The organism is Sphingomonas japonica (genome assembly GCF_006346325.1).
GTDB classification, from domain to species: Bacteria; Pseudomonadota; Alphaproteobacteria; order Sphingomonadales; family Sphingomonadaceae; genus Sphingomonas; species Sphingomonas japonica.
In genome coordinates this window covers 217231-240680 of the sequence record NZ_VDYR01000002.1, presented here as the reverse complement: position 1 = coordinate 240680, position 23450 = coordinate 217231, and the positions used below count along the sequence as shown (strand labels likewise).

Annotated in this window: 26 protein-coding genes; 12 read left to right on the top strand and 14 right to left on the bottom strand. The window is 67.2% G+C overall.

The annotated features are described in order from the left end of the window. Positions 1-59: 59 nt before the first annotated feature. Genes maiA through pyrE form a run of 6 tightly spaced genes read right to left on the bottom strand, consistent with a single transcriptional unit; the run spans position 60 to position 4322 of the window. Positions 60-695 (bottom strand): maleylacetoacetate isomerase, encoded by a 636-nt coding sequence (maiA, locus tag FHY50_RS13280; protein WP_140231397.1) that lies wholly within the window; start codon positions 693-695, stop codon positions 60-62. Between the two features lie 2 nt (positions 696-697). Then, the gene (lepB, locus tag FHY50_RS13275; RefSeq protein ID WP_140231396.1) at positions 698-1573 is read right to left on the bottom strand and encodes a signal peptidase I; all 876 of its coding nucleotides are present in this window, start codon (positions 1571-1573) and stop codon (positions 698-700) included. Between the two features lie 13 nt (positions 1574-1586). After that, positions 1587-1988 carry a holo-ACP synthase gene (gene acpS, locus FHY50_RS13270; RefSeq protein WP_140231395.1) on the bottom strand — a complete coding sequence of 134 codons (402 nt, stop codon included), beginning with the start codon at positions 1986-1988 and terminating at the stop codon, positions 1587-1589. Next, on the bottom strand, positions 1985-2713 hold the full coding sequence (locus FHY50_RS13265) for a pyridoxine 5'-phosphate synthase (RefSeq protein ID WP_140231394.1): 729 nt from the start codon (positions 2711-2713) through the stop codon (positions 1985-1987). The genes acpS and FHY50_RS13265 overlap by 4 nt, the downstream gene beginning before the upstream one ends. Further along, complete coding sequence (locus FHY50_RS13260; RefSeq protein WP_140231393.1) at positions 2710-3741, bottom strand: serine hydrolase domain-containing protein; 1032 nt, start codon at positions 3739-3741, stop codon at positions 2710-2712. Before FHY50_RS13260 ends, FHY50_RS13265 begins: the two co-directional genes overlap by 4 nt. Continuing rightward, the gene (gene pyrE / locus FHY50_RS13255; protein WP_140231392.1) at positions 3738-4322 is read right to left on the bottom strand and encodes an orotate phosphoribosyltransferase; all 585 of its coding nucleotides are present in this window, start codon (positions 4320-4322) and stop codon (positions 3738-3740) included. The genes FHY50_RS13260 and pyrE overlap by 4 nt, the downstream gene beginning before the upstream one ends. 194 nt (positions 4323-4516) lie before the next feature. Here pyrE and coxB point away from each other — a divergent pair, with 194 nt between their 5' ends. The 8 genes from coxB to FHY50_RS13220 all read left to right on the top strand — a co-directional run bounded on the left by coxB (position 4517) and on the right by FHY50_RS13220 (position 11035). Then, positions 4517-5692 (top strand): cytochrome c oxidase subunit II, encoded by a 1176-nt coding sequence (coxB, locus tag FHY50_RS13250; RefSeq protein WP_166745449.1) that lies wholly within the window; start codon positions 4517-4519, stop codon positions 5690-5692. 3 nt (positions 5693-5695) lie between these two features. After that, complete coding sequence (ctaD, locus tag FHY50_RS13245; protein ID WP_140231390.1) at positions 5696-7360, top strand: cytochrome c oxidase subunit I; 1665 nt, start codon at positions 5696-5698, stop codon at positions 7358-7360. A 164-nt stretch (positions 7361-7524) separates the two neighbouring features. Then, complete coding sequence (locus FHY50_RS13240) at positions 7525-8439, top strand: heme o synthase (RefSeq protein WP_140231389.1); 915 nt, start codon at positions 7525-7527, stop codon at positions 8437-8439. Beyond that, entirely contained in the window at positions 8436-8570 is a 135-nt protein-coding gene (locus FHY50_RS14495) for a hypothetical protein (RefSeq protein ID WP_279588132.1), read from the top strand. Before FHY50_RS13240 ends, FHY50_RS14495 begins: the two co-directional genes overlap by 4 nt. Continuing rightward, positions 8567-9100, top strand: coding sequence for a cytochrome c oxidase assembly protein (locus tag FHY50_RS13235; protein WP_140231388.1), 534 nt, complete (start codon positions 8567-8569; stop codon positions 9098-9100). Before FHY50_RS14495 ends, FHY50_RS13235 begins: the two co-directional genes overlap by 4 nt. A gap of 36 nt (positions 9101-9136) precedes the next feature. Beyond that, a complete protein-coding gene (locus FHY50_RS13230) occupies positions 9137-10036 on the top strand; it encodes a cytochrome c oxidase subunit 3 (RefSeq protein ID WP_140231468.1) in 900 nt (299 codons plus the stop codon). Beyond that, the gene (locus FHY50_RS13225; RefSeq protein WP_140231387.1) at positions 9996-10433 is read left to right on the top strand and encodes a DUF983 domain-containing protein; all 438 of its coding nucleotides are present in this window, start codon (positions 9996-9998) and stop codon (positions 10431-10433) included. Before FHY50_RS13230 ends, FHY50_RS13225 begins: the two co-directional genes overlap by 41 nt. After that, entirely contained in the window at positions 10430-11035 is a 606-nt protein-coding gene (locus tag FHY50_RS13220) for an SURF1 family protein (protein ID WP_140231386.1), read from the top strand. Before FHY50_RS13225 ends, FHY50_RS13220 begins: the two co-directional genes overlap by 4 nt. Positions 11036-11048: 13 nt before the next feature. Here the strand turns inward: FHY50_RS13220 and FHY50_RS13215 are convergent, their stop codons facing one another. Then, positions 11049-11996, bottom strand: coding sequence for an L-lactate dehydrogenase (locus tag FHY50_RS13215; protein WP_244935375.1), 948 nt, complete (start codon positions 11994-11996; stop codon positions 11049-11051). After that, positions 11993-12139, bottom strand: coding sequence for a hypothetical protein (locus FHY50_RS14420; protein ID WP_243846649.1), 147 nt, complete (start codon positions 12137-12139; stop codon positions 11993-11995). Before FHY50_RS14420 ends, FHY50_RS13215 begins: the two co-directional genes overlap by 4 nt. 222 nt (positions 12140-12361) lie before the next feature. On the opposite strand from FHY50_RS14420, the gene thrC reads away from it, so the two are divergent. Beyond that, positions 12362-13759: a threonine synthase gene (gene thrC, locus FHY50_RS13210; protein ID WP_140231384.1), complete on the top strand. Its 1398-nt coding sequence runs from the start codon at positions 12362-12364 to the stop codon at positions 13757-13759. Positions 13760-13857: 98 nt separating this feature from the next. Beyond that, a complete protein-coding gene (locus FHY50_RS13205) occupies positions 13858-14730 on the top strand; it encodes a class I SAM-dependent rRNA methyltransferase (protein WP_140231383.1) in 873 nt (290 codons plus the stop codon). 109 nt (positions 14731-14839) lie between these two features. On the opposite strand, the gene FHY50_RS13200 is transcribed toward FHY50_RS13205, so the two are convergent. Beyond that, the gene (locus FHY50_RS13200) at positions 14840-17242 is read right to left on the bottom strand and encodes a putative bifunctional diguanylate cyclase/phosphodiesterase (RefSeq protein WP_244935374.1); all 2403 of its coding nucleotides are present in this window, start codon (positions 17240-17242) and stop codon (positions 14840-14842) included. Next, complete coding sequence (locus tag FHY50_RS13195) at positions 17179-17787, bottom strand: cupredoxin domain-containing protein (RefSeq protein ID WP_140231382.1); 609 nt, start codon at positions 17785-17787, stop codon at positions 17179-17181. The genes FHY50_RS13200 and FHY50_RS13195 overlap by 64 nt, the downstream gene beginning before the upstream one ends. A 113-nt stretch (positions 17788-17900) precedes the next feature. On the opposite strand from FHY50_RS13195, the gene FHY50_RS13190 reads away from it, so the two are divergent. Beyond that, complete coding sequence (locus FHY50_RS13190; RefSeq protein WP_140231381.1) at positions 17901-18773, top strand: DUF3034 family protein; 873 nt, start codon at positions 17901-17903, stop codon at positions 18771-18773. Between the two features lie 14 nt (positions 18774-18787). After that, on the top strand, positions 18788-19282 hold the full coding sequence (locus FHY50_RS13185) for a group I truncated hemoglobin (protein ID WP_140231380.1): 495 nt from the start codon (positions 18788-18790) through the stop codon (positions 19280-19282). A 6-nt stretch (positions 19283-19288) separates the two neighbouring features. Here the strand turns inward: FHY50_RS13185 and FHY50_RS13180 are convergent, their stop codons facing one another. Genes FHY50_RS13180 through FHY50_RS13165 form a run of 4 tightly spaced genes read right to left on the bottom strand, consistent with a single transcriptional unit; the run spans position 19289 to position 23407 of the window. Then, a complete protein-coding gene (locus tag FHY50_RS13180) occupies positions 19289-20437 on the bottom strand; it encodes an aminotransferase class V-fold PLP-dependent enzyme (protein WP_244935373.1) in 1149 nt (382 codons plus the stop codon). Next, positions 20434-21195, bottom strand: coding sequence for a tryptophan 2,3-dioxygenase (locus FHY50_RS13175; protein WP_140231379.1), 762 nt, complete (start codon positions 21193-21195; stop codon positions 20434-20436). Before FHY50_RS13175 ends, FHY50_RS13180 begins: the two co-directional genes overlap by 4 nt. 42 nt (positions 21196-21237) lie before the next feature. Beyond that, positions 21238-21579, bottom strand: a complete 342-nt coding sequence (locus tag FHY50_RS13170) for a TFIIB-type zinc ribbon-containing protein (protein WP_140231378.1) — start codon at positions 21577-21579, stop codon at positions 21238-21240. Between the two features lie 52 nt (positions 21580-21631). Further along, positions 21632-23407, bottom strand: coding sequence for an SLC13 family permease (locus tag FHY50_RS13165; RefSeq protein WP_140231377.1), 1776 nt, complete (start codon positions 23405-23407; stop codon positions 21632-21634). Between the last annotated feature and the right edge of the window lie 43 nt (positions 23408-23450).

The window sequence follows — 23450 nt, the reverse complement described above, 5'->3', positions numbered from 1 at the left end:
CGAGAAACGGTTATCGCGCGCTACTTGGCGGTTTCTCGACTACGCTCGAAACGAACGGGTCAGGGTAAGTCGGGCCCCACCCGATCGGGATGCGCCGCCGCGAATGCAGGGATGGCACACGCCCGCGCATCGATCGCGACCAGCTTCGGAAATGCCTCGAGCGGCGTCTCCAGTCGGCGGGCGTTGAACATCTGCGGCACCAGGAACACGTCGGCGATGCCGGGCGCGTCGCCGCCCAGATATGCGCCGTCGCCTGCCTGCGCCTCCAATGCGGTGAACCCCTGGGTCACCCAGTGGCGATACCAGTCGTCACGCCCGGCCTGATCGGCGTCGAACTGGTCCTTCAGGCGCCGCAGCACGCCCAGGTTGTTGAGCGGGTGGATATCGCACGCGATCAGCAATGCCTGCGCCATCGTCCGGGCGCGCGCCAGCGGCTCGGCGGGGATCAGCCGGGGTTCCGGAAAGGTCGCGTCGAGCCATTCGACGATCGCCAGCGACTGGGTAAGCACCGCTTCGCCGATGTCGAGCGCGGGGACATAGCCCTGCGGATTGCGCGCGAGATGCTCGGGTGAGCGCTGCTGCCCCTCAACCAGCGAGATATCATGGCGGACATAATCGCACGCCTTGAGATTGAGCGCGATCCGCACGCGGTACGACGCCGACGAACGGAAATAGTCATAGAGCTGGAACGCCATCGTCAATCGCCGCCGCGCTGCGGGTGGAGCGAGGTCCCGGCACGGCCGGGGCGCAGCGACTGGAACCAGCTCAGCGGGTTCCACGTCGCGGTGCCGTCGAGCGAGAAGGTGATGAATTCCGCCCGACCGCCGACATTCTCCCACGGCACCGGCCCGCCCAGACCGTTGCGCGCGACCGAAAAGCGGCTGTCGGCACTGTTGTCGCGGTTGTCGCCCATCAGGAAGACGTGCCCGGCGGGGACCCGCACCGGAGCATAGTCGTCGCCTTCGCTCCAGCCGAGATCGACGGTGTCGTAGGCGCGCCCGCCGGGCAGCGTTTCGCGAAAGATCGGCAGGCTGCAATACAGGCGCCCGTCCTCGCCTTCGATACGGCGACCGGCATAATGTTCGGGCTCGCAGCGGGTGTTGGCATCGACCGGGACCAGCCGATCGCCCATCGCGCGGCGCCGCACCGCCTGACCGTCGAGGAACACCGTGCCCGAGCGCACCTCGATGACATCGCCGGGCAAGCCGATCACGCGCTTGATGTAATCGGTGCGCGATCCCGGCGGGGTGACGATAACGACATCGCCGCGCTCGGGCAGCGCGCCGAACAGGCGTCCCGGGGTGAACGGCATGACGTGGAAGGTCGGCGAGATGTACGAATAGCCGTAGGGATATTTGGTGACGACCAGCCGGTCACCGACCAGCAGCCCGGGCAGCATCGATTCGCTGGGAATGTAGAAGGGCTTGGCGATGAAGCTGTGGAAGCCGAGCACCGCCAGCACCAGCCAGACCAGTCCGCGCGCCTCGGCCCACCAGTCGGTCGCCTCGCGCTTCTTGGGCGCGCCTGCCGCGACTCCGTCTTCGTTCTTCAACGCCAGGTCGTCGGCAGCCATCCAGCCATCCTCGTCACTTGGGTATCGCTTCAAGGATCACGAATGCCTGTGCCCAGGGATGATCGTCGGTAAGCGTCACATGGATGCGGGTGACGTGGCCATCGGGCGTCATCGCGTCAACCCTCGCTGCCGCACCTCCGGTAAGCGCCAGCGTCGGCGCGCCCGAGCGAGCGTTGACCACGCCGATGTCGCGCATGAACACGCCCTGGTTGAAGCCGGTGCCGACCGCCTTGGAAAACGCCTCCTTCGCGGCAAAGCGTTTCGCAAGCGTTCCGGCGACGGTGTGCGGGCGACGCGCCGCCTTGGCCCGCTCGGTCTCGGTGAAGACGCGGTGGAGGAAGCGGTCGCCGAAACGGTCGAGCGACGCCTGGATGCGCTCGATGTTGCACAGGTCGGAGCCAAGCCCGAGGATCACCGCGCCGAATCCATCAGGTCGCGCATCCGCCGCACCACCGGACCCAGCCCGTCGAAGATCGCCTCGCCGATCAGGAAATGGCCGATGTTGAGCTCGCGGACCTGCGGGATCGCGGCGATGGGCACGACATTGTCGAAGGTCAGGCCGTGGCCGGCATGGACCTCGATGCCGTTCTTCGCCGCCAGTGCCGCGGCGTCGGCGATGCGGCGCAGCTCGGCGGTCTGCGCTTCGCCGTCCAGCTCGCAATAGCGGCCGGTGTGGAGTTCGACGACGGGTACGCCCATGCGCAGCGCCGCCTCGATCTGGCGCGGGTCGGGTTCGATGAACAGCGATACGCGGATGTTCGCGCCCGCCAGTTCGGACACCATCGGCGCCAGGTGGCTGTGCTGGCCGGCGGCGTCGAGCCCGCCCTCGGTGGTGCGTTCCTCCCGCTTTTCCGGGACGATGCACGCTGCGTGGGGGCGATGCTTGAGCGCGATCGCCAGCATCTCGTCGGTCGCGGCCATTTCGAGATTGAGCGGAATGGTCAGTTCCTGCGACAGCCGAGCAATGTCGGCGTCGGTGATGTGGCGGCGATCCTCGCGCAGATGAGCGGTGATCCCGTCAGCCCCCGCCTCCGCCGCCAGCAGCGCCGCGCGCACCGGATCGGGATAGCCCGAACCGCGCGCATTCCGCACCGTCGCGACATGGTCGATGTTGACGCCGAGGCGGAGGTGGTGCGTCATGGGCAGGCCACCGCGGCGAGCAGGTCGTGGCTCAGCCCCTTGCCCTGCCAGATTTCGCCAAAGTCGAAATCGCCATCGCTGGTGAACAGGATCACCACCGTGCCGCTGTCGGGCAGCAGGATGTTGCGCGCCTGGTTGCCGCCGATATCGCCGCGCCGCTCGACGATCCGAACCGGCCTGGCACAACCCGTGAGCGGGGCATCGAATACCCATTGGCCAATCGCCATGTAGCCGAGCCGCGGATCGCCGTCCCACAGCACCGCGCGCGATTTCGCCGAAAGCAGCGTGCCGGCCAGCAGCGCGCGGTCGATCGCCAGCAATTCGCGCGGAGTGCCGGTCAAGCTGCCGGCCGCGCCGTAGCCGGCAAAGGCGCGCGCGGTCAGGCTGCCGAGCAGCTCGTCCGGATCGCTGCCCGGCAGATAATAGGTCCGCGTCAGTCCCAGCGGCTGCGCCACGCCTTCTTCGAACAGGTGCTTGATCGACTTGCCCGTCGCCTTCTGCAGCACCGCCTCGAGCACGATGGTGTCGCAATTATTGTACGACCAGTCGCCGCCCGGCTCCTTGCGATCGGTCAGGCACCAATCCGCGCCGTTCGGACCGGTGGAATAGAAGGAGGGATCGCCCTTCGCATCGGCAGCGGAGTCGTTCGAGTTGCGCAGGCCCGACTGGTGCTGGAGCAATTGCCGCACGGTCGGGGCCGCGGCGTTGCCTGCAAGCGTGCCGAGATAGCGGTCGATCGGCGCTTCGAGCGCGATCCTGCCGGCATCGATCGCCTGCATCGTCACCACGGCCGCCATCTGCTTGCTGATCGACGCGAACGGAAACCGAGGATCGGGGGGCAATGGATGGTCGTTGCAGAAATGCTCCTTGCCATCATTCGGCGGCGTGCAATCGACGATCGTTTTTTCCAGCAAAATGGCGTCTTCTCGGGCGATCAATGCATAGCCGTGGTCGAACCCGCTCTTCCGAATCAGCCCCTCCAGCGCGCCCGCATCCTGCGCCGCAAGCGCCAGCGCCAGCGCGATCATGCCGCCACCCGGCTGCCGGGCTTCACCGCCGGTATCGCCGCCAGTTCGGGCGGAACCGCATCCGCCTCGTAGGTCGGCACATCAAGCGCGATCAGCGGGAAGAACGGCACGCCGAGGTCGGCCGTGCCGCCCGAGCGGTCGACCAGCGCCGCCGCCGCGACGACTTCGCCGCCCGCACGGCCGATCGCGGCGATGGCTTCGCGCGAGCTGAGCCCGGTGGTGACGACGTCTTCCATCATCAAGACTCGGGTACCGGGGTCGAGCCGGAAGCCGCGGCGCAGTTCGAACACCCCCTCGGGACGCTCAAGGAACATCGCGGACACGCCCAGCGCGCGGCCCATTTCATGCCCGGCGATGACGCCGCCCATCGCCGGGGATACCACCGCTTCGACTCGCGCGCGGATGTCGGCGGGCAGCCGCGCTACCAGCGCGTTCGCCAGCCGCGCGCCGCGTACCGGGTCCATCAACACCCGCGCGCATTGCAGGTAGCGGGACGAGCGCAGCCCTGAAGACAGGATGAAATGCCCTTCGAGCAGCGCGTCGGCCGCGCGGAATTCCGCGAGAATCTCGTCGTCGGTCACGATGGCCCCCGTATCGGCGTGCAGTGTGATCGAAATAACTATGCACCGGCCTTGCCGCAACTGCGTACAAAAACACTGTCCACAGCTTGAGACAAGCGGCAGTGCGGCCTATAGGCGCGGCGACGGGGTTGGTCCCGCCTGCGCGCCCGACCGCGGCGCGCGGCCAGAATCACGGGTGAAACGACACGATGCGAATGCCTGGGTTGAAGTCGATCGTCCTTGCCGCGGGCCTGATGCTCGCCGGGACGGGTGTGTCCGCGCAGACTGCCGGCGAAGTGCCGCAACCGGCCGCGGCGCAACCCGCGGCGGCCGCGCCTGCCGCCGGCACCGCCGACCCGGCTGCCGCGGTTCCGACCGGTGCGGCGCCCGCGGCCGAAGCGACACCCGCCGATCCGACGCTCAATGCCGATGGCACGCCGATCCTGACCCCGACCGCGGGCATCGGCCAGCCGGTCGACGGACGCCTGGGTGTCCAGCCGCAGGTCACCGCGACCGGCGAACAGGCGGCATGGTTCCACAATGTGATCCTGGTGCCGCTGATCACGATCATCTCGATCTTCGTTCTGGTGCTGCTGGTGTGGACGATCGTTCGCTATCGCCGCGCCGCCAACCCGGTGCCGTCGAAGACGTCGCACAACACGTTCATCGAGGTCGTCTGGACGCTGGCGCCGGTGCTGATCCTGGTGGCGATCGCGGTGCCGTCGATCGGGCTGCTGGCGCGCCAGTACAAGCCTGCACCCGACAATGCCGTGACGCTCAAGGCGATCGGCAACCAATGGTATTGGTCCTACGAATATCCCGATCATGGCGGCGTCGCGCTGACCGCCAACATGCTGCGCGAGCCAAGCGAGGTCCAGCCGGGCCAGCGCGCACGCACCGATGCCGACGGCCCGCGCCTGCTGGCGGTCGACAACCGCGTGGTGCTGCCGGTCGGCGTTCCGATCCGCCTGATCACCACCGGCAACGACGTCATCCACAGCTGGGCGATGCCGGCATTCTGGATCAAGCTCGACGCGGTTCCCGGTCGCCTCAACGAGACCAGCTTCACCATCGACAAGCCGGGTCTGTATTTCGGCCAGTGCAGCGAACTGTGCGGCGCGCGCCACGCCTATATGCCGATCGCGGTTGAGGCGGTGTCGCCCGCGGTGTTCGCGCAGTGGATCCGCGCCAAGGGCGGCACGATGCCGGGCGAGGAAGCGCCTGCCGCCGCCCCCGCCGCCGCGGGTACCCCCGCCGACGACACCGCGACCCCGGCGAACGCCGCGGTCCCGGCCAGCGACGATGCGCTGGTGAACGGCGCCGCCACGTCCCCCGTTTCGAACCAGGCCGCCACCGGTAATGCCGGTGCGCTCGGCAATGCGGATCAATAAGCCATGACCGACACCGCCCTTACCCCCAGCGCCTTCGAAGCGCATGGCGCGCATGACCATCATCATGACGCCGATCACAAGCCGGCGTTCTTCGCACGCTGGTTCATGTCGACCAACCACAAGGACATCGGCACGCTGTACCTGATCTTCGCGATCGTCGCGGGGATCATCGGCGGGGCGATCTCCGGCCTGATGCGCATGGAACTGGCCGAGCCGGGCATCCAGCATCTGCCGGTATGGGCCGCGTATCTTGCGGGCGGCGAAGCGTCGTTCGACGAGGCGCTGCACCTGTGGAACGTGCTGATTACCGCGCATGGCCTGATCATGGTGTTCTTCATGGTGATGCCGGCGATGATCGGCGGGTTCGGCAACTGGTTCGTGCCGATCATGATCGGCGCGCCCGACATGGCGTTCCCGCGCATGAACAACGTGTCGTTCTGGCTGCTGGTCCCCGCCTTCACGCTGCTGCTCGCCTCGCCGTTCTTCGGCGGCGCGGGTACCGGCTGGACGGTGTATCCGACGCTGTCGACCTATGGCGAGACCTCGCCGGCCGTCGACATGTCGATCCTGTCGCTGCATCTGGCCGGGGCGAGCTCGATCCTGGGCGCGATCAACTTCATCACCACCATCTTCAACATGCGCGCTCCGGGCATGACGCTGCACAAGATGCCGCTGTTCGTATGGTCGGTACTGGTCACCGCATTCCTCCTGCTGCTCGCGCTTCCCGTACTGGCCGCGGCGATCACCATGCTGCTGACCGACCGTAATTTCGGCACCACCTTCTTCGATCCGGCCGGCGGCGGCGATCCGGTGCTCTACCAGCATCTGTTCTGGTTCTTCGGCCATCCCGAAGTCTACATCATGATCCTGCCGGGCTTCGGCATCGTCAGCCAGATCGTCGCGACCTTCAGCCGCAAGCCGGTGTTCGGCTATCTCGGCATGGCGTACGCGATGGTCGCGATCGGCGTGGTCGGGTTCGTGGTGTGGGCGCACCACATGTTCACCACCGGCCTCAGCGTGAATACCAAGATGTATTTCACCGCGGCGACGATGGTCATCGCGGTCCCGACGGGCGTCAAGATCTTCTCGTGGATCGCGACGATGTGGGGCGGTTCGATCAGCTTCAAGACGCCGATGCTGTGGGCGATCGGGTTCATCTTCATGTTCACGGTCGGCGGCGTAACCGGCGTCGTGCTCGCGAACGGCGGGGTCGACGACTATATGCACGACACCTACTACGTGGTGGCGCATTTTCACTATGTGCTGTCGCTGGGCGCGGTGTTCGGGCTGTTCGCCGGCTTCTACTACTGGTTCCCGAAGATGTCGGGCAAGATGTACAACGAGTTCCTCGGCCAGGTGCACTTCTGGGTGTTCTTCATCGGCGTGAACGTGCTGTTCTTCCCGATGCATTTCCTGGGTCTGCAGGGCATGCCGCGGCGCTATCCCGACTATCCCGACGCCTATGCGCACTGGAACGAGATTGCGAGCTGGGGCTATGTCATCATGGCGCTGGGCATGGTCGCGTTCTTCATCAACCTGTTCTGGTCGATGGCAGCGGGCAAGAAGGCCGAAGGCAACCCGTGGGGCGAAGGCGCGACGACGCTGGAATGGACGCTGTCCAGCCCGCCGCCGTTCCACCAGTTCGAGACGCTGCCCAAGATCGATTGAGGCACCTTTCGCGCCCATCCGGCCCCGCGCCGGATGGGCCGCAAGGCAAGCGCCGCTGCCGACCAGCGACGCTTTCCTTGCGGCTCGCATCGCGAGACCATCCCGAGCCGCCCCCCGGCCCGCGTGCGACGAGCGGTCGCGCCTGGCCACATGCGAGCGAACCGATGAACGCCACGACTATATCCGTTGCCGCGTATCCGCTGCCAGCCGACTGGCGCGACTTCCTGGCGCTGACCAAGCCCCGTGTGATGACGCTGGTCGTGTTCACCGCGTTGTGCGGGATGCTGGCGGCGCCGGTGGCGATCGACCCCGTCATCGGGTTCACCGCGATCCTGTGCATCGCGCTGGGCGCAGGCGCGTCGGGCGCGCTCAACCAGTGGTACGAGGCCGATATCGACGCGGTGATGAAGCGTACCGCGAAGCGCCCCCTGCCGGCCGGGCGGATGGACGCGCAGGCGGCGCTCCACTTCGGCGTCGGGTTGTCGGCGTTTTCGGTGCTGCTGATGGGGCTTGCGGTCAACTGGCTGTCGGCGGCGATCCTGCTCGGGTCGATCCTGTTCTACGTGCTCATCTATACCGTGTGGCTCAAGCGCCGCACGCCGCAGAATATCGTCATCGGCGGCGCGGCAGGCGCGTTTCCGCCGATCATCGGCTGGGCCGCGGCGACCGGCGACGTCACCGCGCTGCCGCTGTTGCTGTTCGGGCTGATCTTTCTGTGGACGCCGCCGCATTTCTGGGCGCTCGCGCTGTTCATGAAGGCCGACTACTCGGCCGCAGGCGTGCCGATGCTGCCGGTGGTGGCGGGCGAGCGCACGACGCGGACCCAGATCGGCCTGTATACGATCGCGATGGCCGCCTGCGCGGTCGCGCCATGGGCGCTCGGCCTTGCCGGCGATGCGTACGGCCTGACCGCGATCGTCGGCAGTGCGATCTTCGCCGTGCTGGCGCTGCGCGTCGCGACCCGCACGCGCGGCGAGAACGACGCGATGAAACCCGAGAAATCGCTGTTCGCCTTTTCGATCCTGTACCTGTTCCTGCTGTTCGGCGGGCTTGCCACCGACCGGCTGGTGTTCGCATGACCCCCGACGACCAGGATCTGGTTCGCGCGCGGCAGAAGTCGCGATCGAAGGTGCTGGCACTGCTGCTGGCAGCGTTCGTGGTGCTGATGTTCGCGATCACCATCGCCAAGATCAAGGCGGGCTTCGGATGAGCCGTAACCTTCGCACCGCCTTGCTCGGTTTCGCGTTCGTGTTCTTCATGGGCGGGGTCGGCTTCGCCAGCGTGCCGCTGTACCGCATGTTCTGCCAGGTCACCGGATTGAACGGCACCACCCAGGTCGCCGATGCCGCGCCCGGCGCGATCGATCGCCAAGTCACGGTGGCGTTCGACACCAACACCAGCACCGCGCTGCCATGGGCGTTCAAGCCCGAGCAGCGCGCGCAGCGCATCGCCATCGGCGCGCGCGACATGGCGTTCTTCACCGCCAAGAACCTTTCGGACAAGCCGATCACCGGCACCGCGACGTTCAACGTGACGCCGGCGCTGGCGGGATCGTATTTCACCAAGATCCAGTGCTTCTGCTTCACCGAGCAGACGCTGCAGCCCGGCGAGGAAGTGCGCATGCCGGTGGTGTTCTACGTCGATCCCTCGATCCTGGAGGACGAGGAAGCCAGCCGGATCGAAGAGATCACGCTCTCGTACACATTTTACCCAGTGGATTCCGCGAAGGCCGCAAGCTAGAGCCCTTTGCGACAGACCAAGCAGGAAGCGACGACGATGGCCGGTGCCAAGAACCACGAATATCATATTCTTCCCCCCAGCATCTGGCCGCTGGTCGGATCGATGTCGTCGCTGGCGATGGCGGCGGGCGGCATCATGTGGATGCGCGAGGCCAATGGCGGTGGCTGGATCTTCCTCGCCGGGCTCGCAGGCGTGCTGTTCACCATGTATTCGTGGTGGGCCGATGTGGTGCGTGAGGCGAATTCGGGCGACCACACGCCAGTGGTCCAGCTCCACCTGCGCTATGGCATGATCCTGTTCATCGCGTCGGAAGTGATGTTCTTCGTCGGCTGGTTCTGGTCGTGGTTCGATTTCAGCCTGTTCCCGGTCCCGCTCGAAGTCGCCGACGGGGCGGCGACCGTCGTCGCCGATGCGGTGGCGCAATGGCCGCCCAAGGGCATCGAGGTGATCGATCCGTTCAGCTTCCCGCTGCTCAACACCTTCATCCTGCTGCTGTCGGGGACCACCGTGACCTGGGCGCATCATGCGCTGATCCACGGTCAGCGCGGCGGTGCCAAGCGCGGGGCATGGGGCCTGATCGGCGTCGGCGAGAATGACGGTGTGCTCAAGGGGCTGTGGGCGACGATCCTGCTCGGACTGCTGTTCTCGAGCATCCAGGCATATGAATATGCGCACGCGCCGTTCGCCTTCACCGGCACCAACTATGCCGCGGCCTTCTACATGTCGACGGGCTTCCACGGCTTCCACGTCGCGATCGGCACGATCTTCCTGATCGTCTGCCTGGTCCGCGCCTATCGCGGCGATTTCACCCCGCGCCAGCATTTCGGCTTCGAAGCGGCCGCCTGGTACTGGCATTTCGTCGACGTGGTGTGGCTGTTCCTGTTCGTCACCGTCTATGTCTGGGGCAGCTGGGGCGCACCCATTCACGGTGGCTGACCCGACCGATCCTTCGGATGCCGCACGGGCGGGAGTGGGCACCCCCACTCCCGCCCAAGTCGCATTTCGGGGGCTGTGCCCGCGCTGCGGTGCGCCGACCCTGTTCGACGGGTGGGCGCGGTTCGCGCCGGCGTGCAGCAAATGCGGCCTCGATTTCGCGAGCTTCAACGTCGGCGACGGACCGGCGGCGTTCCTGACATTGGGCATCGGCACGATCATCACCGTGCTGGCGATCTGGCTGGAGCTGGCGGTGGGGCCGCCATGGTGGGTGCATGTGCTGCTGTGGCTGCCGCTGACCGCGATCGGCGTGCTGCTCTCGCTGCGCGCCGCCAAGGGGGCGCTGCTCGCGCTGGAATGGCGCAACGAGGCGCGCGAGCACCGGAGTGACGGGCAATGAGGCGACTGCCGATCCTGTCCACGATCGTCGTTGTCGCGGCGATCGCGCTGATGATCGCGCTGGGCGTGTGGCAACTCGACCGCCGCGCGGGCAAGGAAGCGCTGCTCGCGCGCTATGCCAGCAATGACGCGCTGCCGGCGATCGCGTTTCCGCTTGGCGCGGCCGACGAGAGCGTGCTGTTCCGCACCGCCCGGCTGGACTGCCGATCCCCCGGCGACTGGCGCCGCGAGGGCGGCCGTGCGGCGGACGGCAGCAACGGATACCGCCACCTGGCGACCTGCGCCAACGGTGCGGTGGTCGAACTGGGCGTGGCGAGCGACCCAAGCCAGCCCGCACCCGACTGGCCGGGCGGAGTGGTGACCGGCACGATCACCTACGCCCCCGACCCCACCCCGGTGGTCCAGCGGATGCTGGGCGGCGGCAGCGAACGGCGGCTGATGCTGGTCGCGACCGAACCGGTCGCGGGGCTGAAAGCGAGCAGGCGGCCCGATCCATCGGGGATACCGAACAACCACCTGGCGTACGCGGTGCAGTGGTTTCTGTTCGCGGGGATCGCGGGGGTGATCTACCTGCTGGCGGTTCGGCGGCGGGGTGGTCGCTAAAGCCGAACTGGGTTCACACCACCCGGTCGAGCACGGCCAGCGCGTCCGCAAGTTGCGCCGCCGAAGCCACCAGTGCGACCTGTTCCTCGTCATCGAGCATCGGGAACAGGATTTCCTTGATACCGTCCGCGCCGATGACGCAGGGCAGGCTGAGGCACAGGTCGATCGGGCCATAGGTCTTGCCGACCCAGCTGCTGACCGGAAGTACGGACCGCTCGTCGCGCAGAATCGCTTCGCAGATGCGGACGATCGCGGTGGCGATGCCGAAGGAGGTGAAGCCCTTGCCCTCGACGATGCGATATCCGGCATCGCGCACGCCGACTGCCAGCGCGTTGCGCTGACTGCGATTGACGCGACGTCCGATCGGCTGGCCACCGATCCGGACGGTGGAGAACACCGGCACTTCGCTGTCGCCATGTTCGCCGATTACATAGGCTTCGATCGCGCTAGGGGCGATGGCGACCTGGGCGCCGAGCGCCTGTTTGATGCGGGCGGTATCGAGCAGCGTGCCGGTGCCGACGACGCGCTTGCGCTCGAGCTTTGAGTGCCGGATCGCCAGCAGCGTCATCAGATCCACAGGGTTCGCCGCGACCACCAGGATACCGCCGAACCCGTGGGCTGCCAGATCGCGCACGCATTGCGTAACGATCGGCGCGCTTTCGGTCGCCAGCGACAGCCGGGACTGATCACCATGCGATGCCGCCCCAGCCGTCAGCACCACGATCGCCGCATCGGCCGCATCGGCAAAAGATCCCGCCCGAATCCGCGTGGGGCGGGCCAAGGCATTGGCGTCCGACAGATCCGCCGCCTCGGCGCTGGCCAGCGCGGAGTCGCTGTCGATCAGAACGATCTCGTGGCACAAGGCGCGCAGCATCAGCGCATAGGCCGCGGTCGCGCCGACATGACCCACTCCCACGACCGCGATCTTGCTGGCGTGCGGTGGATCGGTGCCGACCGTCACAACACGGTCGGCTGGGCGATCGGCGATTCGCCCCGCGCCCGCCAGACGGCCGCTTCCACCGCCCGGTCCGCCGACAGCGCGTGCAACGCCGCCAGCTTGCGATGCGCGATCCGCGCGACGGCGCTGTCGGCATCGGCCGCCATCACTATTTCCGTGCGTTCGCGGCGGCTGTGGTAGGTGTGAATCGGCACGCGACATTCTCCCGGACAAGCGGGAGCACCAGTGTCTCTCGGCCGGCGCTGTGCTTGGGCATGGTGCGGCGGTGCCAATGGCATAGCGCACATCGTCACCGATCCCTAATTCTGCGCGGGAGTGATCCGTCGCTTCCTTGCCCCCTCCTTCCCGCCCCGCTATCGGCGAGCGCCATGCGCTACATCAGCACCAGGGGGAATGCGGCGGTCCTCGATTTCGAGGGGGCGACGCTGGCGGGGCTTGCCGGGGATGGCGGGTTGTATGTGCCCGAAGCCTGGCCGAGCTTTACCCGCGACGCAATCGCCGAGCTGGCTGGGCTTTCCTATGTCGAGACCGCCGTCCGGGTCATGGCGCCATTCGTGGCGGGCAGCTTGTCCGAGGACGAACTGCGCGACCTGTGCTCCGCCGCCTATGGCCGGTTCGCGCACGATGCGGTGACGCCTTTGGTCCAGATCGACCAGCGCCACTGGCTGCTCGAGCTGTTCCATGGGCCGACGCTGGCGTTCAAGGACGTCGCGCTGCAACTGCTGGGACAGTTGTTCGAACGCTTCCTGAGCGGCACCGACAGGCATCTGACCATCATCGGCGCGACGTCGGGCGATACCGGGTCGGCGGCGATCGATGCGGTAGCGGGCCGCAAGGGCATCGACATCTTCATGCTGCATCCGGCCGGCCGCGTGTCGGACGTGCAGCGGCGGCAGATGACGACGGTGCTCGCGCCCAACGTCCACAATATCGCGATCGACGGTGATTTCGATACGGCGCAGGCGCTGGTCAAGGCGATGTTCAACGATCGCGATTTCGCCGGGCGCTTCACCCTGTCGGCGGTCAATTCGATCAACTGGGCGCGGCTGATGGCGCAGGTGGTCTATTATTTCTACGCCGCGGCCCGGCTGGGCGCGCCCGAGCGGACGGTCGCCTTTTCGGTCCCGACCGGTAATTTCGGCGATGTGTTCGCAGGCCATGTCGCCGCCCGGATGGGGCTGCCGATCGCCAGGCTGCTGGTCGCGACCAACGTCAACGACATCCTCCACCGCGCGCTGTCGAGCGGCGATTATTCGAGCGCGAGCGTGACCCCGACCGCGACGCCGTCGATGGATATCCAGGTCAGCTCGAACTTCGAACGGCTGTTGTTCGACGTCGGCGGGCGCGACGGCGCGGCGCTGGCAGGGCAGATGGCGGGATTCGAGGCGAGCAAGGCGATGCGGCTGACCAATGCGCAGACGCAGGGGGCGGCCGGGCTGTTCGCCAGCGCGTCGGTCGACGGGGAGGCGATGGCGCAGGCGATGCGCTGGGCGTCGGAGCGCGCCGGGCAGGTGATCGACCCGCACACCGCGATCGCCCTGTCGGCGGCGCGCGAGCTGGAGCTCGATCCAACGATACCGGTGGTGACGCTGGCGACCGCGCATCCGGCCAAATTCCCGGACGCGGTCGAGCGCGCAACCGGAGTGCGGCCGGCACTGCCGGCGCGGATCGGCGACCTGTTCGAGCGCGAGGAGCGGTTCGACAGCGTGGCAGCGACGTTCGAGGCGGTGAGCGGCTATGTCGCCGAGCGGGCGGTGGCGCCGTGAAATATTCGTCCTTCCGTTCGTTTCGAGCGAAGTCGAGAAACGCTCAAGCAGTACACCGTGGCGGTTTCTCGACTTCGCTCGAAACGAACGGATAATCTGTGGACCTTGTTACCCTTACTGGCGAACCATGGACCGATTACGGCCTGGTCGACTCCGGCCATGGCCGCAAGCTCGAACGCTATGGTCCCTATCGCTTCATCCGGCCCGAGCCGCAGGCGCTGTGGGCGCCCGCGTCCGACGCCTGGGATGCGCATGGCGAGTTCGTGCCCGGCGCGGACGAGGATGGCGGCGGGAAGTGGCGCTTCGACAAGCCGGTGCCGGATGGCTGGGAGCTGTCGTGGAACGAGGCACGCTTCACCGCTAGCAACACGCCGTTCCGGCATCTGGGGTTCTTTCCCGACATGGCGCCGGTGTGGGAGTGGATGCGGGGAAAGATTGCGGATCATCCCTCCCCCGAATGCATGAACCTGTTCGGCTATACCGGCGTCGGCACGCTGGCGCTGGCGGCGAAGGGCGCGCGGATGGTGCATGTCGATGCGTCGAAGAAATCGGTCGAGGCGGCGCGTGCCAATGCCGCGGCGTCGGGGATGGCCGATGCGCCGATCCGCTGGCTGGTCGAGGACGCCGAACGCTTCGTGGCGCGCGAGGTGCGGCGCGGGCGGCGATACGACGGGATCATTCTCGACCCGCCGAAATGGGGCCGCGGGCCGAATGGCGAGGTGTGGAAGCTGGAGGAAGGGCTGCCCGACCTGATCGGCGATTGCCGGCGGCTGCTCGATGCCGAATCGCGATTCCTGTTCCTGACGGTCTATGCGGTGCGGATGTCCGCGCTGGCGATCGGCGAGCTGGTGCGCCAGCATTTCGGCGACCTGGGCGGGACGGTCGAGGCGGGCGAACTGGGCGTGCGCGAGGAGGCACGCGGGCTGGTACTGCCGACCGCCATTTTTGCGCGGTGGAGTCGGTGCCTTTGATCCGCTCACGCGGATAGTGGCACCGGCCCACTCCCCCCACCCGGCCACCCATCTAGCATATTCTGTATGGGTGGCCGGGTGGGGCAGTGGGCCGGTGCCGCTCAACTAACTACGCCGCCTGCGCACTCTCGGGCATTTCGCCGCCGCCGGGCAGGAACAGCGCGGCGACGTCCGCCTCCACCAACGGCTTGCTGAAATAGAAGCCCTGGATCTGGGAGCAGCCCTGCTCGCGCAAGATGTCGAGCTGGCCTTCGTTCTCCACGCCTTCCGCGGTGGTTTCCATGCCGAGCGCGTCGGCCAGCGTCGTGATCGACTTGATGATCGCGGTCGCGCCCTTGGACGACATCAGGTCGATGATGAAGCTGCGGTCGATCTTGATCTTGTCGAACGGGAAGGCGCGCAGATAGCTCAAGGACGAATAGCCGGTGCCGAAATCGTCGAGCGCGACGCGCACGCCCATCGCGCGCAGCGAATGCAGCGACGCCAGCACGCCTTCGACATTCTCGATGAACAGGCTCTCGGTGATCTCGAGCTCGAGCCGCTGCGGCGCGAGGCCGCTTTCGCCCAGCGCTTGCAGGACGACGGCGTTGAGGCCCGGGTTGCGGAACTGCACCGCCGAGACGTTTACGGCGACGCGGACGTGATCGGGCCAGCGCATCGCCGCGCGGCACGCTTCGCGGATCACCCATTCGCCGATCGGCAGGATCAATCCGGTATCCTCCGCCAGCGGGATGAAATCGACCGGGGATACCAGCCCGCGCACCGGATGGTTCCAGCGCAGCAGCGCTTCGAACGCGCTGACGCGACCTTCGCCCAGATTGAACAAAGGCTGAAACATCAGGTGCAGTTCGCCATTGGCGATCGCGTCGTGGAGGTCGAGTTCCATCTGGCGGCGCTTCTGCGCCTCGGCGTCCATCGCGGCCTCGAAAAAGCGGAAGCCGCCCTTTCCGTCCTGCTTCGCACGGTACAGCGCGAGGTCGGCATTCTTGAGCAGATCGGTCGGATCGTCGCCGTCCTGGCGGGCGATGGCGATGCCGATGCTGGTGCCGGGCACGACGCGGTGGCCATTGACGGTGCACGGTGATGACACGACCTGGATGATCTCGCGCGCGAGCCGGTCGAGCGGGCGGCCGTCGTCCGACGTAACCACCGCGAATTCGTCGCCGCCGAGCCGCGCGACGAACCCGTCGCCGACGACCTGCCCCAGCCGCTCCGCGACCATGCACAACAGCGCGTCGCCGGTGGGATGGCCGAGGGTGTCGTTGACCACCTTGAAATTATCGAGATCGAGGCAGAGCAGCGCCAGCTTGCGGTCGTCACCGAGCCGCGCCAGCGCCATCGCCAGATGCTCGCGCAGCAGCGTGCGATTGGCGAGGCCGGTCAGATCGTCATGGAACGCCATGTGCGCGATCTGGCGTTCGCGTTCGGCGATGTCGTCGACCATCCGGTTGAAGCTGGTCGCGAGGGTGCCGATCTCGTCGCGGGTGGTGACTGTGACCTGCGCATGTTCGCCCGCCGAAACCTTGCGCGCGGCGCGTTCGAGCGCCTTGATCGGGCGCGTCAATGCCTGGGCGAGGAACCAGCTGCCGACGATCGCGACGGCGATGCCGATGATGCCGAACGCCAGCACCAGCCACAGCATCGGCGCATAGTCGCGAAGGGCTCGGGTAAGGCTGTATTCGAGCAGCAGCACCGGCGCCTCGCCACCGCCGAATGCCGGGATCGGCGTTGCATGCGCCAGCATGCGCTCGCCATCGACCAGCCGTTCGGTCGCGGGGCTGTCGGCATCGGTGCTGAGCGGCACGCCGGCGGGAAGCGCGCCTGCCGAGACGATGCTGGGCTTGAGATCGATCGCCGACAATTGCGCGAGGCTGCCAAGTTCGGCGGCGTCGAGGCGGTTGGCGAACACCACCCAGCCGACCAGCACCGGTGCCTTGACCGGCGTCGCCGCCGCGCTGAAATCGGTATCGCCGATGCGCAGCACGCCGCGCCGCGCGCCGGCATCGAGTGCATCGAACAGCGCCGCAGCGTCGCGATCGGTCAGCGTCCCGCGATAGCCGACCACGCTGCCGTCGGTGCCGACCAGGAACGCCTGCGCGAGGCCGAGCCGCTGCTGCAGGCTGTCGAGCGCCGATGCGATCGTGGGAGCATCGCCGGTCGCCACGGCGGAGCGAAAGCCGAAATCGCTGGCGAGCACGCGACTGGCGTCGCCCAATTGCGTGTAGCGCATCGCGGTGATGCGATCGAACACCGCGCTACCCGACGCCATCTCCGCGTTGACGATCCGCTCGGCATAGCGTTCGATACCCCAACGCGCGCCGCCCAGGATCAGTGCGACGGCAGCGCCGAACAGCACCGCGTAAAAGATCGTCAGCTTGCGCGACAAGGACGCGAGCGGATGAAACCGGCTCCAGCCGCGCAGCAGCGCCTCGGGGAGCGGCACCGGCATCATCGCAGCTGCAGCGTCGCCTGGCGCGACGCGTCGCCGGTAGCCGAGATGGGCACCGTCCACGTCATTTCATTGCCGCGCGCACGCAGGCGCGGATGCCACACCGTCACCGTCGCCGGCCCGGCAGGGATCGCGGCGATGCTGGCGACGCCGCTGGCGGCCGACTTGGCGGCGAAGGGCGTATCGACGACCTTGATGAAGCCGCTCATCGAATCGTGGATGTTGCAGCCGATCGCGACCGCGCCGGCGGTCTTGAACGTGTAGCTGTGGCTTTCGTCGCGGCCATAGAGCTTGAGCTCGAACCGCGCCGGTTTGGAGAAGGAGTAGACATGGTGACGCACCTTGTCCTTGTTGGGAAAGGCGACGGTGGCGCCGACCGGAACGATCAGGACGTGCGGGTTGAACGCGATGCCCTGCTGGACGATCGACGTGCCCCAGGGAAAGCGGATCGGCCCGCGCGGGATACCGGCCGACGGCTTGACCGTGATGACCGCGTCGGGAACGGGACGGCCTGCCTGGTCGATCAGCTTGACCATTAGACCTCCGGCGTGCGCGGGCATGGCGAACAGGGCGGCGGTGGCCGCGGCGAGCGCAATTCGGGCGAACATTGCCGCCATATCGGACAAAATGCTCAACTTCGCGTTAATGCGAAGCCACGGGATGACGCGGAGCGTGGCTGGCTTACCCGGCGTTAACCAGACGATGATAGCGATGCGTCGCGATGAAACACGCAATTTACACATCCGCCGCCGCGATCGGCCTGTTCGCTGTCACGCCGGCGCACGCCGACGATCTGCGCGGCGGAGGCAAGCTGTTGCTGACCAACGGAATCTCGACCGTCGAGGGCGCGGCCGGAGGTGGCCTGACGCCATGGGCGGTGATCGCGGGCAACGGCACCAAGGACGGCATCGGCGCACAGGCCGCGGTCACGATCGCCGAAGTCGAAAGCTATGATTTCCGCAGCCTAAGCGTCGCGATCGGCATCTTCGACCGCGTCGAGCTGAGCTATGCGCGCCAGAATTTCAACACCAACGAGATCGGCGCCGTGCTCGGCATCGGCCAGGATTTCGCCTTCGACCAGGACGTCTATGGCGCCAAGGTCAAGCTGCTCGGCGACGTCGTCTATGGCGCGCCGATGCTGCCCGCGATCGCGGCCGGCATCCAGTACAAGAAGAATCTCGACGCGCCGATCGTCGCCGCGGTCGGAGCGAGGCATTCCGAAGGCGCGGATTATTATGTGTCGGCGACCAAGCTGTTGCTGTCGCACAGCGTGCTGCTCAACGTCACCGCACGCGCGACCAAGGCCAATCAGCTGGGCATATTGGGATTTGGCGGCGACAAGGACGACAGCTACGACCTGCATTTCGAAGGATCGGCGGCGTATCAGTTGTCGCGCCGCTTCGTGATCGGCGGCGAATACCGGTCCAAGCCCGACAAATTGGGCATCGCCCGCGAGCACGACTGGTTCGACGCGTTCGCCGCCTATGCGATCAACCGCAACCTGACCGCGACGGTCGCCTATTCCGATCTCGGCTCGATCGCCACCGTGCCCGACCAGCGCGGCGTGCTGTTCCAGCTGCAGGCCGGGTTCTGATGTTGGAGACGACCATGCCCGCCATCCTGCTCGCTGTCGCGCTGCTGTTCCAGGAAACGCCGCCCGCCGCCCCGCCCCATGCGATGCCGGGCGAGGAAGCGGTCGAACCCTATGCGGTGCGCCCCGGCAATCTCGGCGCGCGCGCCTTCGAGGGCGATGCGATGGCGCAGGCGTTCCACGGGCAGGACGGTATCCACCGCATCGTCGATGGCTTCGTGCGGCGCAACTTCGCCGATCCGGTGACCGGGCCGGTATTCGCCAACCACGATCAGGTGCGGTTGAAGCGGACGATCTTCGAGCAGTTCTGCGCGATCCTCAATGCCGGGTGTTCCTATTCAGGGCGCGACATGAAGGCGGCGCACAAGGATCTGGGCATCCAGCAGGCCGACATGAACCGGCTGGTCGAGAATCTGCAGGCGGCGATGGCCGACGAGGGGGTGAGCTTTTCGGCGCAGAACCGGTTCCTGTCGAAGCTGGCGCCGATGCGCGGGCAAGTGGTCGAGCGCTGAACCGAATCAGAGCCACCCTGCTTCCTCGACGAACCGCGCCACGTCGCGCTCGTCATGATACAGACCCAGTCCGATGCGCAGCACGTCGCCGCGCACGTCGGTGACGACGTCGCGTTCGAGCAACCGCCCCTGCCATTTGCCCGCGTGCGGGCTGCGCAGGGCAAGGAAGCGTGCCTGCGGGCCGCCGATCGGCGGGTTGAGCAGCTCTGCATGGCCAAGCGCGGTGTTCTCGATCCCGGCGATCAGCAGGTCGCGCAAGCCTGCGACGTGGCGGCTGATCGCCGCGGTGTCGAGCCGTTCGCGCACCAGCATGTCGCGCACCGCGACGAACCGGTACAGCCCCGACGGGTCGAAAGTGCCGCCAAGGAAACGCCGCGCATCGGGGGCATAGCCGATTCCGCCCGGCGGCAGCGACAGATCGTCGAACTCGGCATACCAGCCGGTCTGGACGGGGCGCGTCGCGAAGCCGGGCGGGGCGTGGAGAAAGCCTACGCCTTCGCCCGACATCGCGTATTTATAGCCGCCGGCAGTGTAGAAAGCGCGGTCGGCGATGCTTTCGAGATCGGTGTCGGTGGCCATGAAGCCGTGATAGCCGTCGATCAGCAGCCACGGCCCTTCGGGCGCGGCGTGGATTGCAAGCCGGTCGAACCCCGACAGCACGCGGCCCGATCCGAACAGCACCTGGCTGACGACGACCAGATCATGCCGCCGCTGCGCCATCCGTTCGGCAAGCGCCGCGACCGGATCATGGCCGGTAGCAGGCACCAGGTCGAGCGTCGCCTGCCCCGCCTCGACCCAGGCCGCGGCCTGGCGGCGGAAACTGTGAAATTCGCCGTCGGTGGCGAGGATGCGCAGCGGGCGGGCGTCGATCGCCGAGGCGATGCGTACCAGGAAATCATGGGTATTGCCGGCGAACACCACGGTTTCCGGATCGGGCAGCTTCAGCTCGCGCGCGACATGGTGCTGCGCGCCCTGCCAGATCTCGCCCATCACCCGCGACCATTTCTTGTCGGCGAGCCGCGCGGCGTCGTCCCAGGCCGCCTGGTGCCCCAGCCACGACGCGTCGGGCCACAGATGATGGCTGTGCGCCGCCATGTGCAGCCGCTCGGGAGCCGCGGCGAGCGCGCGCTGGAACAAATGCTTGTAGCTGGTCACAGCTGCGTCCTCAGCGACCAGAGTTCGGGAAAGGCGCGCTTGGGCAGGGTCGCCGCGAGATAATCGACGCCACTGCTGCCGCCGGTGCCCTGCTTGTGTCCGATGATGCGCGACACGGTCAGGACATGCTTGTGCCGCCACGATGCGAACGCCTCGTCGACATCGACCAGCTTCTCGGCGAGCTGATAGAGTGGCCACCAGCGCTCCTCGTCGCGATAGACCAGCGCCCATGCCGCCTCGACCTCCGCGTCGTGCGCATAGGGCGCGGACCAGTCGCGGGCGAGCGCGCGAGGCGGAATCGGCAGCCCGGCGCGGTGTGCGGCGGCGTTGGCGTAGTCCCACAGGCTGGGCTGCGCCGCCGCCGCGCGGGTGTGCGGGCCGTGGCGCGGACCGTCGCGAAAGCCGAGCATCACCTCGACGGTGCGGAACTGGTCCGACTGGAAGCCCGACGAGGTGCCGAGCACGCGCCGGAAGCGCAGATAGTCGGTCGCGGTCATCGTCTGGAGCACGTCCCACGACAGCGTCATCACCGCCTGGATGCGGCTGACCCGCGCCAGCGTCTTGTAGCTTTCGTGGAGGCGATCGGCGGCGATCAGGCGGCAGGCGAGACCGACTTCGTGGATGGTCTGCTGCATCCACAACTCCATCGTCTGATGCATGACGATGAACAAAGGTTCGTCGTGATGGTCCGAGATCGGATGCTGCGCCCCCAGCACCGTGTCGAGCGCGAGATAGTCGGCATAGGTCATCGAGGTCATGGCTTGCGGCATAGCACGACACCGGCCGACGTCACGTGGGCCTCAGTCGAACATTTCCTCAAGGAACGACTTCTTGCGCTTCTTGCCGTAGCGCGGGTCGTAGCCCTGGCCCTGGTGGCTCGGGCGGTCCCACGGATTGTGCGCCTGTGGCGGATAGGGCGCAGCGGGAGCGTAGCCGGGCTGCGGCGGCGCAGGTGGTTGCGGCGCGGGCGGCGCCTCTTGCGCAGCCGCGCGCTCGATGATCTTGTCGAGTTCGCCGCGATCGAGCCAGATGCCGCGGCACGTGGGGCAGTAATCGATCTCGATGCCGTTGCGCTCGCTCATCGCCAGGCCGGTCTTGCACACCGGGCACGGCATTCCGGCGACGGCTTCGGGGGTACGCATTGCACTCTCCTGCTTGGGTTTCGCCTCAAGCTAGGGGCGCGCAGCCGTCAAATCAAAGCGCAGGCCAGAAATACAGGATCAGCGGCGTGCCGAACACCAGCACGATCAGCGACAGCGGCGCGCCCAGCCGGGCATAGTCGGAAAAGCGATAGCCGCCCGGCCCCATCACCAGCGTGTTGCACTGATGCCCGATCGGCGTGAGGAAATCGCACCCCGCGCCGACTGCGGTCGCCATCAGGAACGGTTCGGGGCGCATGCCCAGCCCGGTCGCGAAGGTCGCGGCAATCGGCGCCATCACCAGCACCGTCGCCGCATTGTTGAGGAAAGGCGTGACCGCCATCGCCGCGGTCAGGATCATCGCCACGGCGCCCCAGGGCGGCAGCGTCGCCGCGGTATCCGAAAGGAACGCGCCGATCAGGTCGGTCGTGCCGGTGGTGCGCAGCGTGTCGCTGACCGGGATCAGCGCGCCGAGCATGATCAGGATCGGCCATTCGACATGATCATACGCCTCGCGGATAGGCAGCGCGCCGCTGGCGAGGATCAGCCCGGCAGCGGCGAAGAACGCGACCGCGACGGGGACGTACCCGGTCGCCGTAGCCGCCATCGCCGCGCCGAGGATCGCCAGCGGCAGCAGTCCTTTGCGCGCGCTGCCCAGCCGCAGCGTGCGTTCGGCAAGCGGCAGGCAGCCGAGGTCGCGCAGCCGTTCGGGAAGCAGGCTGAGCGGTCCCTGCAGCACGATCACGTCGCCGGCGCGAAGCTCGATATTGGCGAGCCGCCGGGTCAACCGCTCGCCGCGCCGCGCCACCGCGATCAGGTTCACGCCGAAGCGCCGCTGCAGCAGCATGCGTCCGGCGGTGCGGCCGATCAGCACCGATTCGGTGTTCACTACCGCTTCGATGACGCCGATATCGTCTTCCTGCGACCCTTCCGGCGCGTCGCGGTCGTGTCCCTCGAGCGCGAGGCGGTCGCGCGCGATGACGCGTTCGAGGGCGTCGGGCGCTCCGCCCAGGATCAGCGTGTCGCGGCTGCGCAATTCGGTGTCGGGATGCGGCGCGCTGCGCATGCCGGCGCGCAGCACCGCGGTGACGGTGACTTCGGAGTCGTGGCGCGCGACGAAGGCGGCGACGGTCTCGTCGGCGGCAGGCGAGGTTTCGGTGATCGTCGCTTCGGTGACATAGCTCTTGATGTCGAGCGCCTCGCCCATCGTCGGCGCGGCGCGGCGGTCGCGCGGCAGCAGGCGATAGGCGAAGCGCAGATAGAGCAGCCCGATCAGCGTCAGCCCCAGCCCGACCGGAAGATAATCGAACATGCGGAACGGTTCGCCGGTCAGCTCGCCGCGCACCCGGCTGACGATGATGTTCGGCGAGGTGCCGATCAGTGTCATCAGCCCGCCGAGTAGCGACGCGAACGCCATCGGCATCAGGAACACCGATGGCGAGCTTTCCGAGCGCTTGGCCATCTGGAACGATGCGGGCATCAACATCGCCAGCGCGCCGATATTCTTGACCAGCGCCGAGGCGAAGCCGACCGAGGCGGTCAGCAGCAGCAGTTGCGAACGCACCCGCGTCACCCGCTTGGCAAGCAGTGCGAGCAGCGTCTCGATCACGCCCGAGCGTTGGACCGCACCCGAAATCACCAGCGCCGAACCGACGATGATGACGATATCGTCGGAAAAGCCGCTGAACGCATCGTCGGGCGCGATGATGCCGACCGCCAGCCCGGCGAGAAGCGCCAGGATAGCGACGATATCGTAGCGCAGCCGTCCCCACAGGAACAGCAGCATCATCCCGGCAAGCACGGTCACCGACAGGATCTGGGAAAGCGTCATTCGGCCTCGAACGCTGGAGTCGGACGCAAGGGAGGTACAGGCG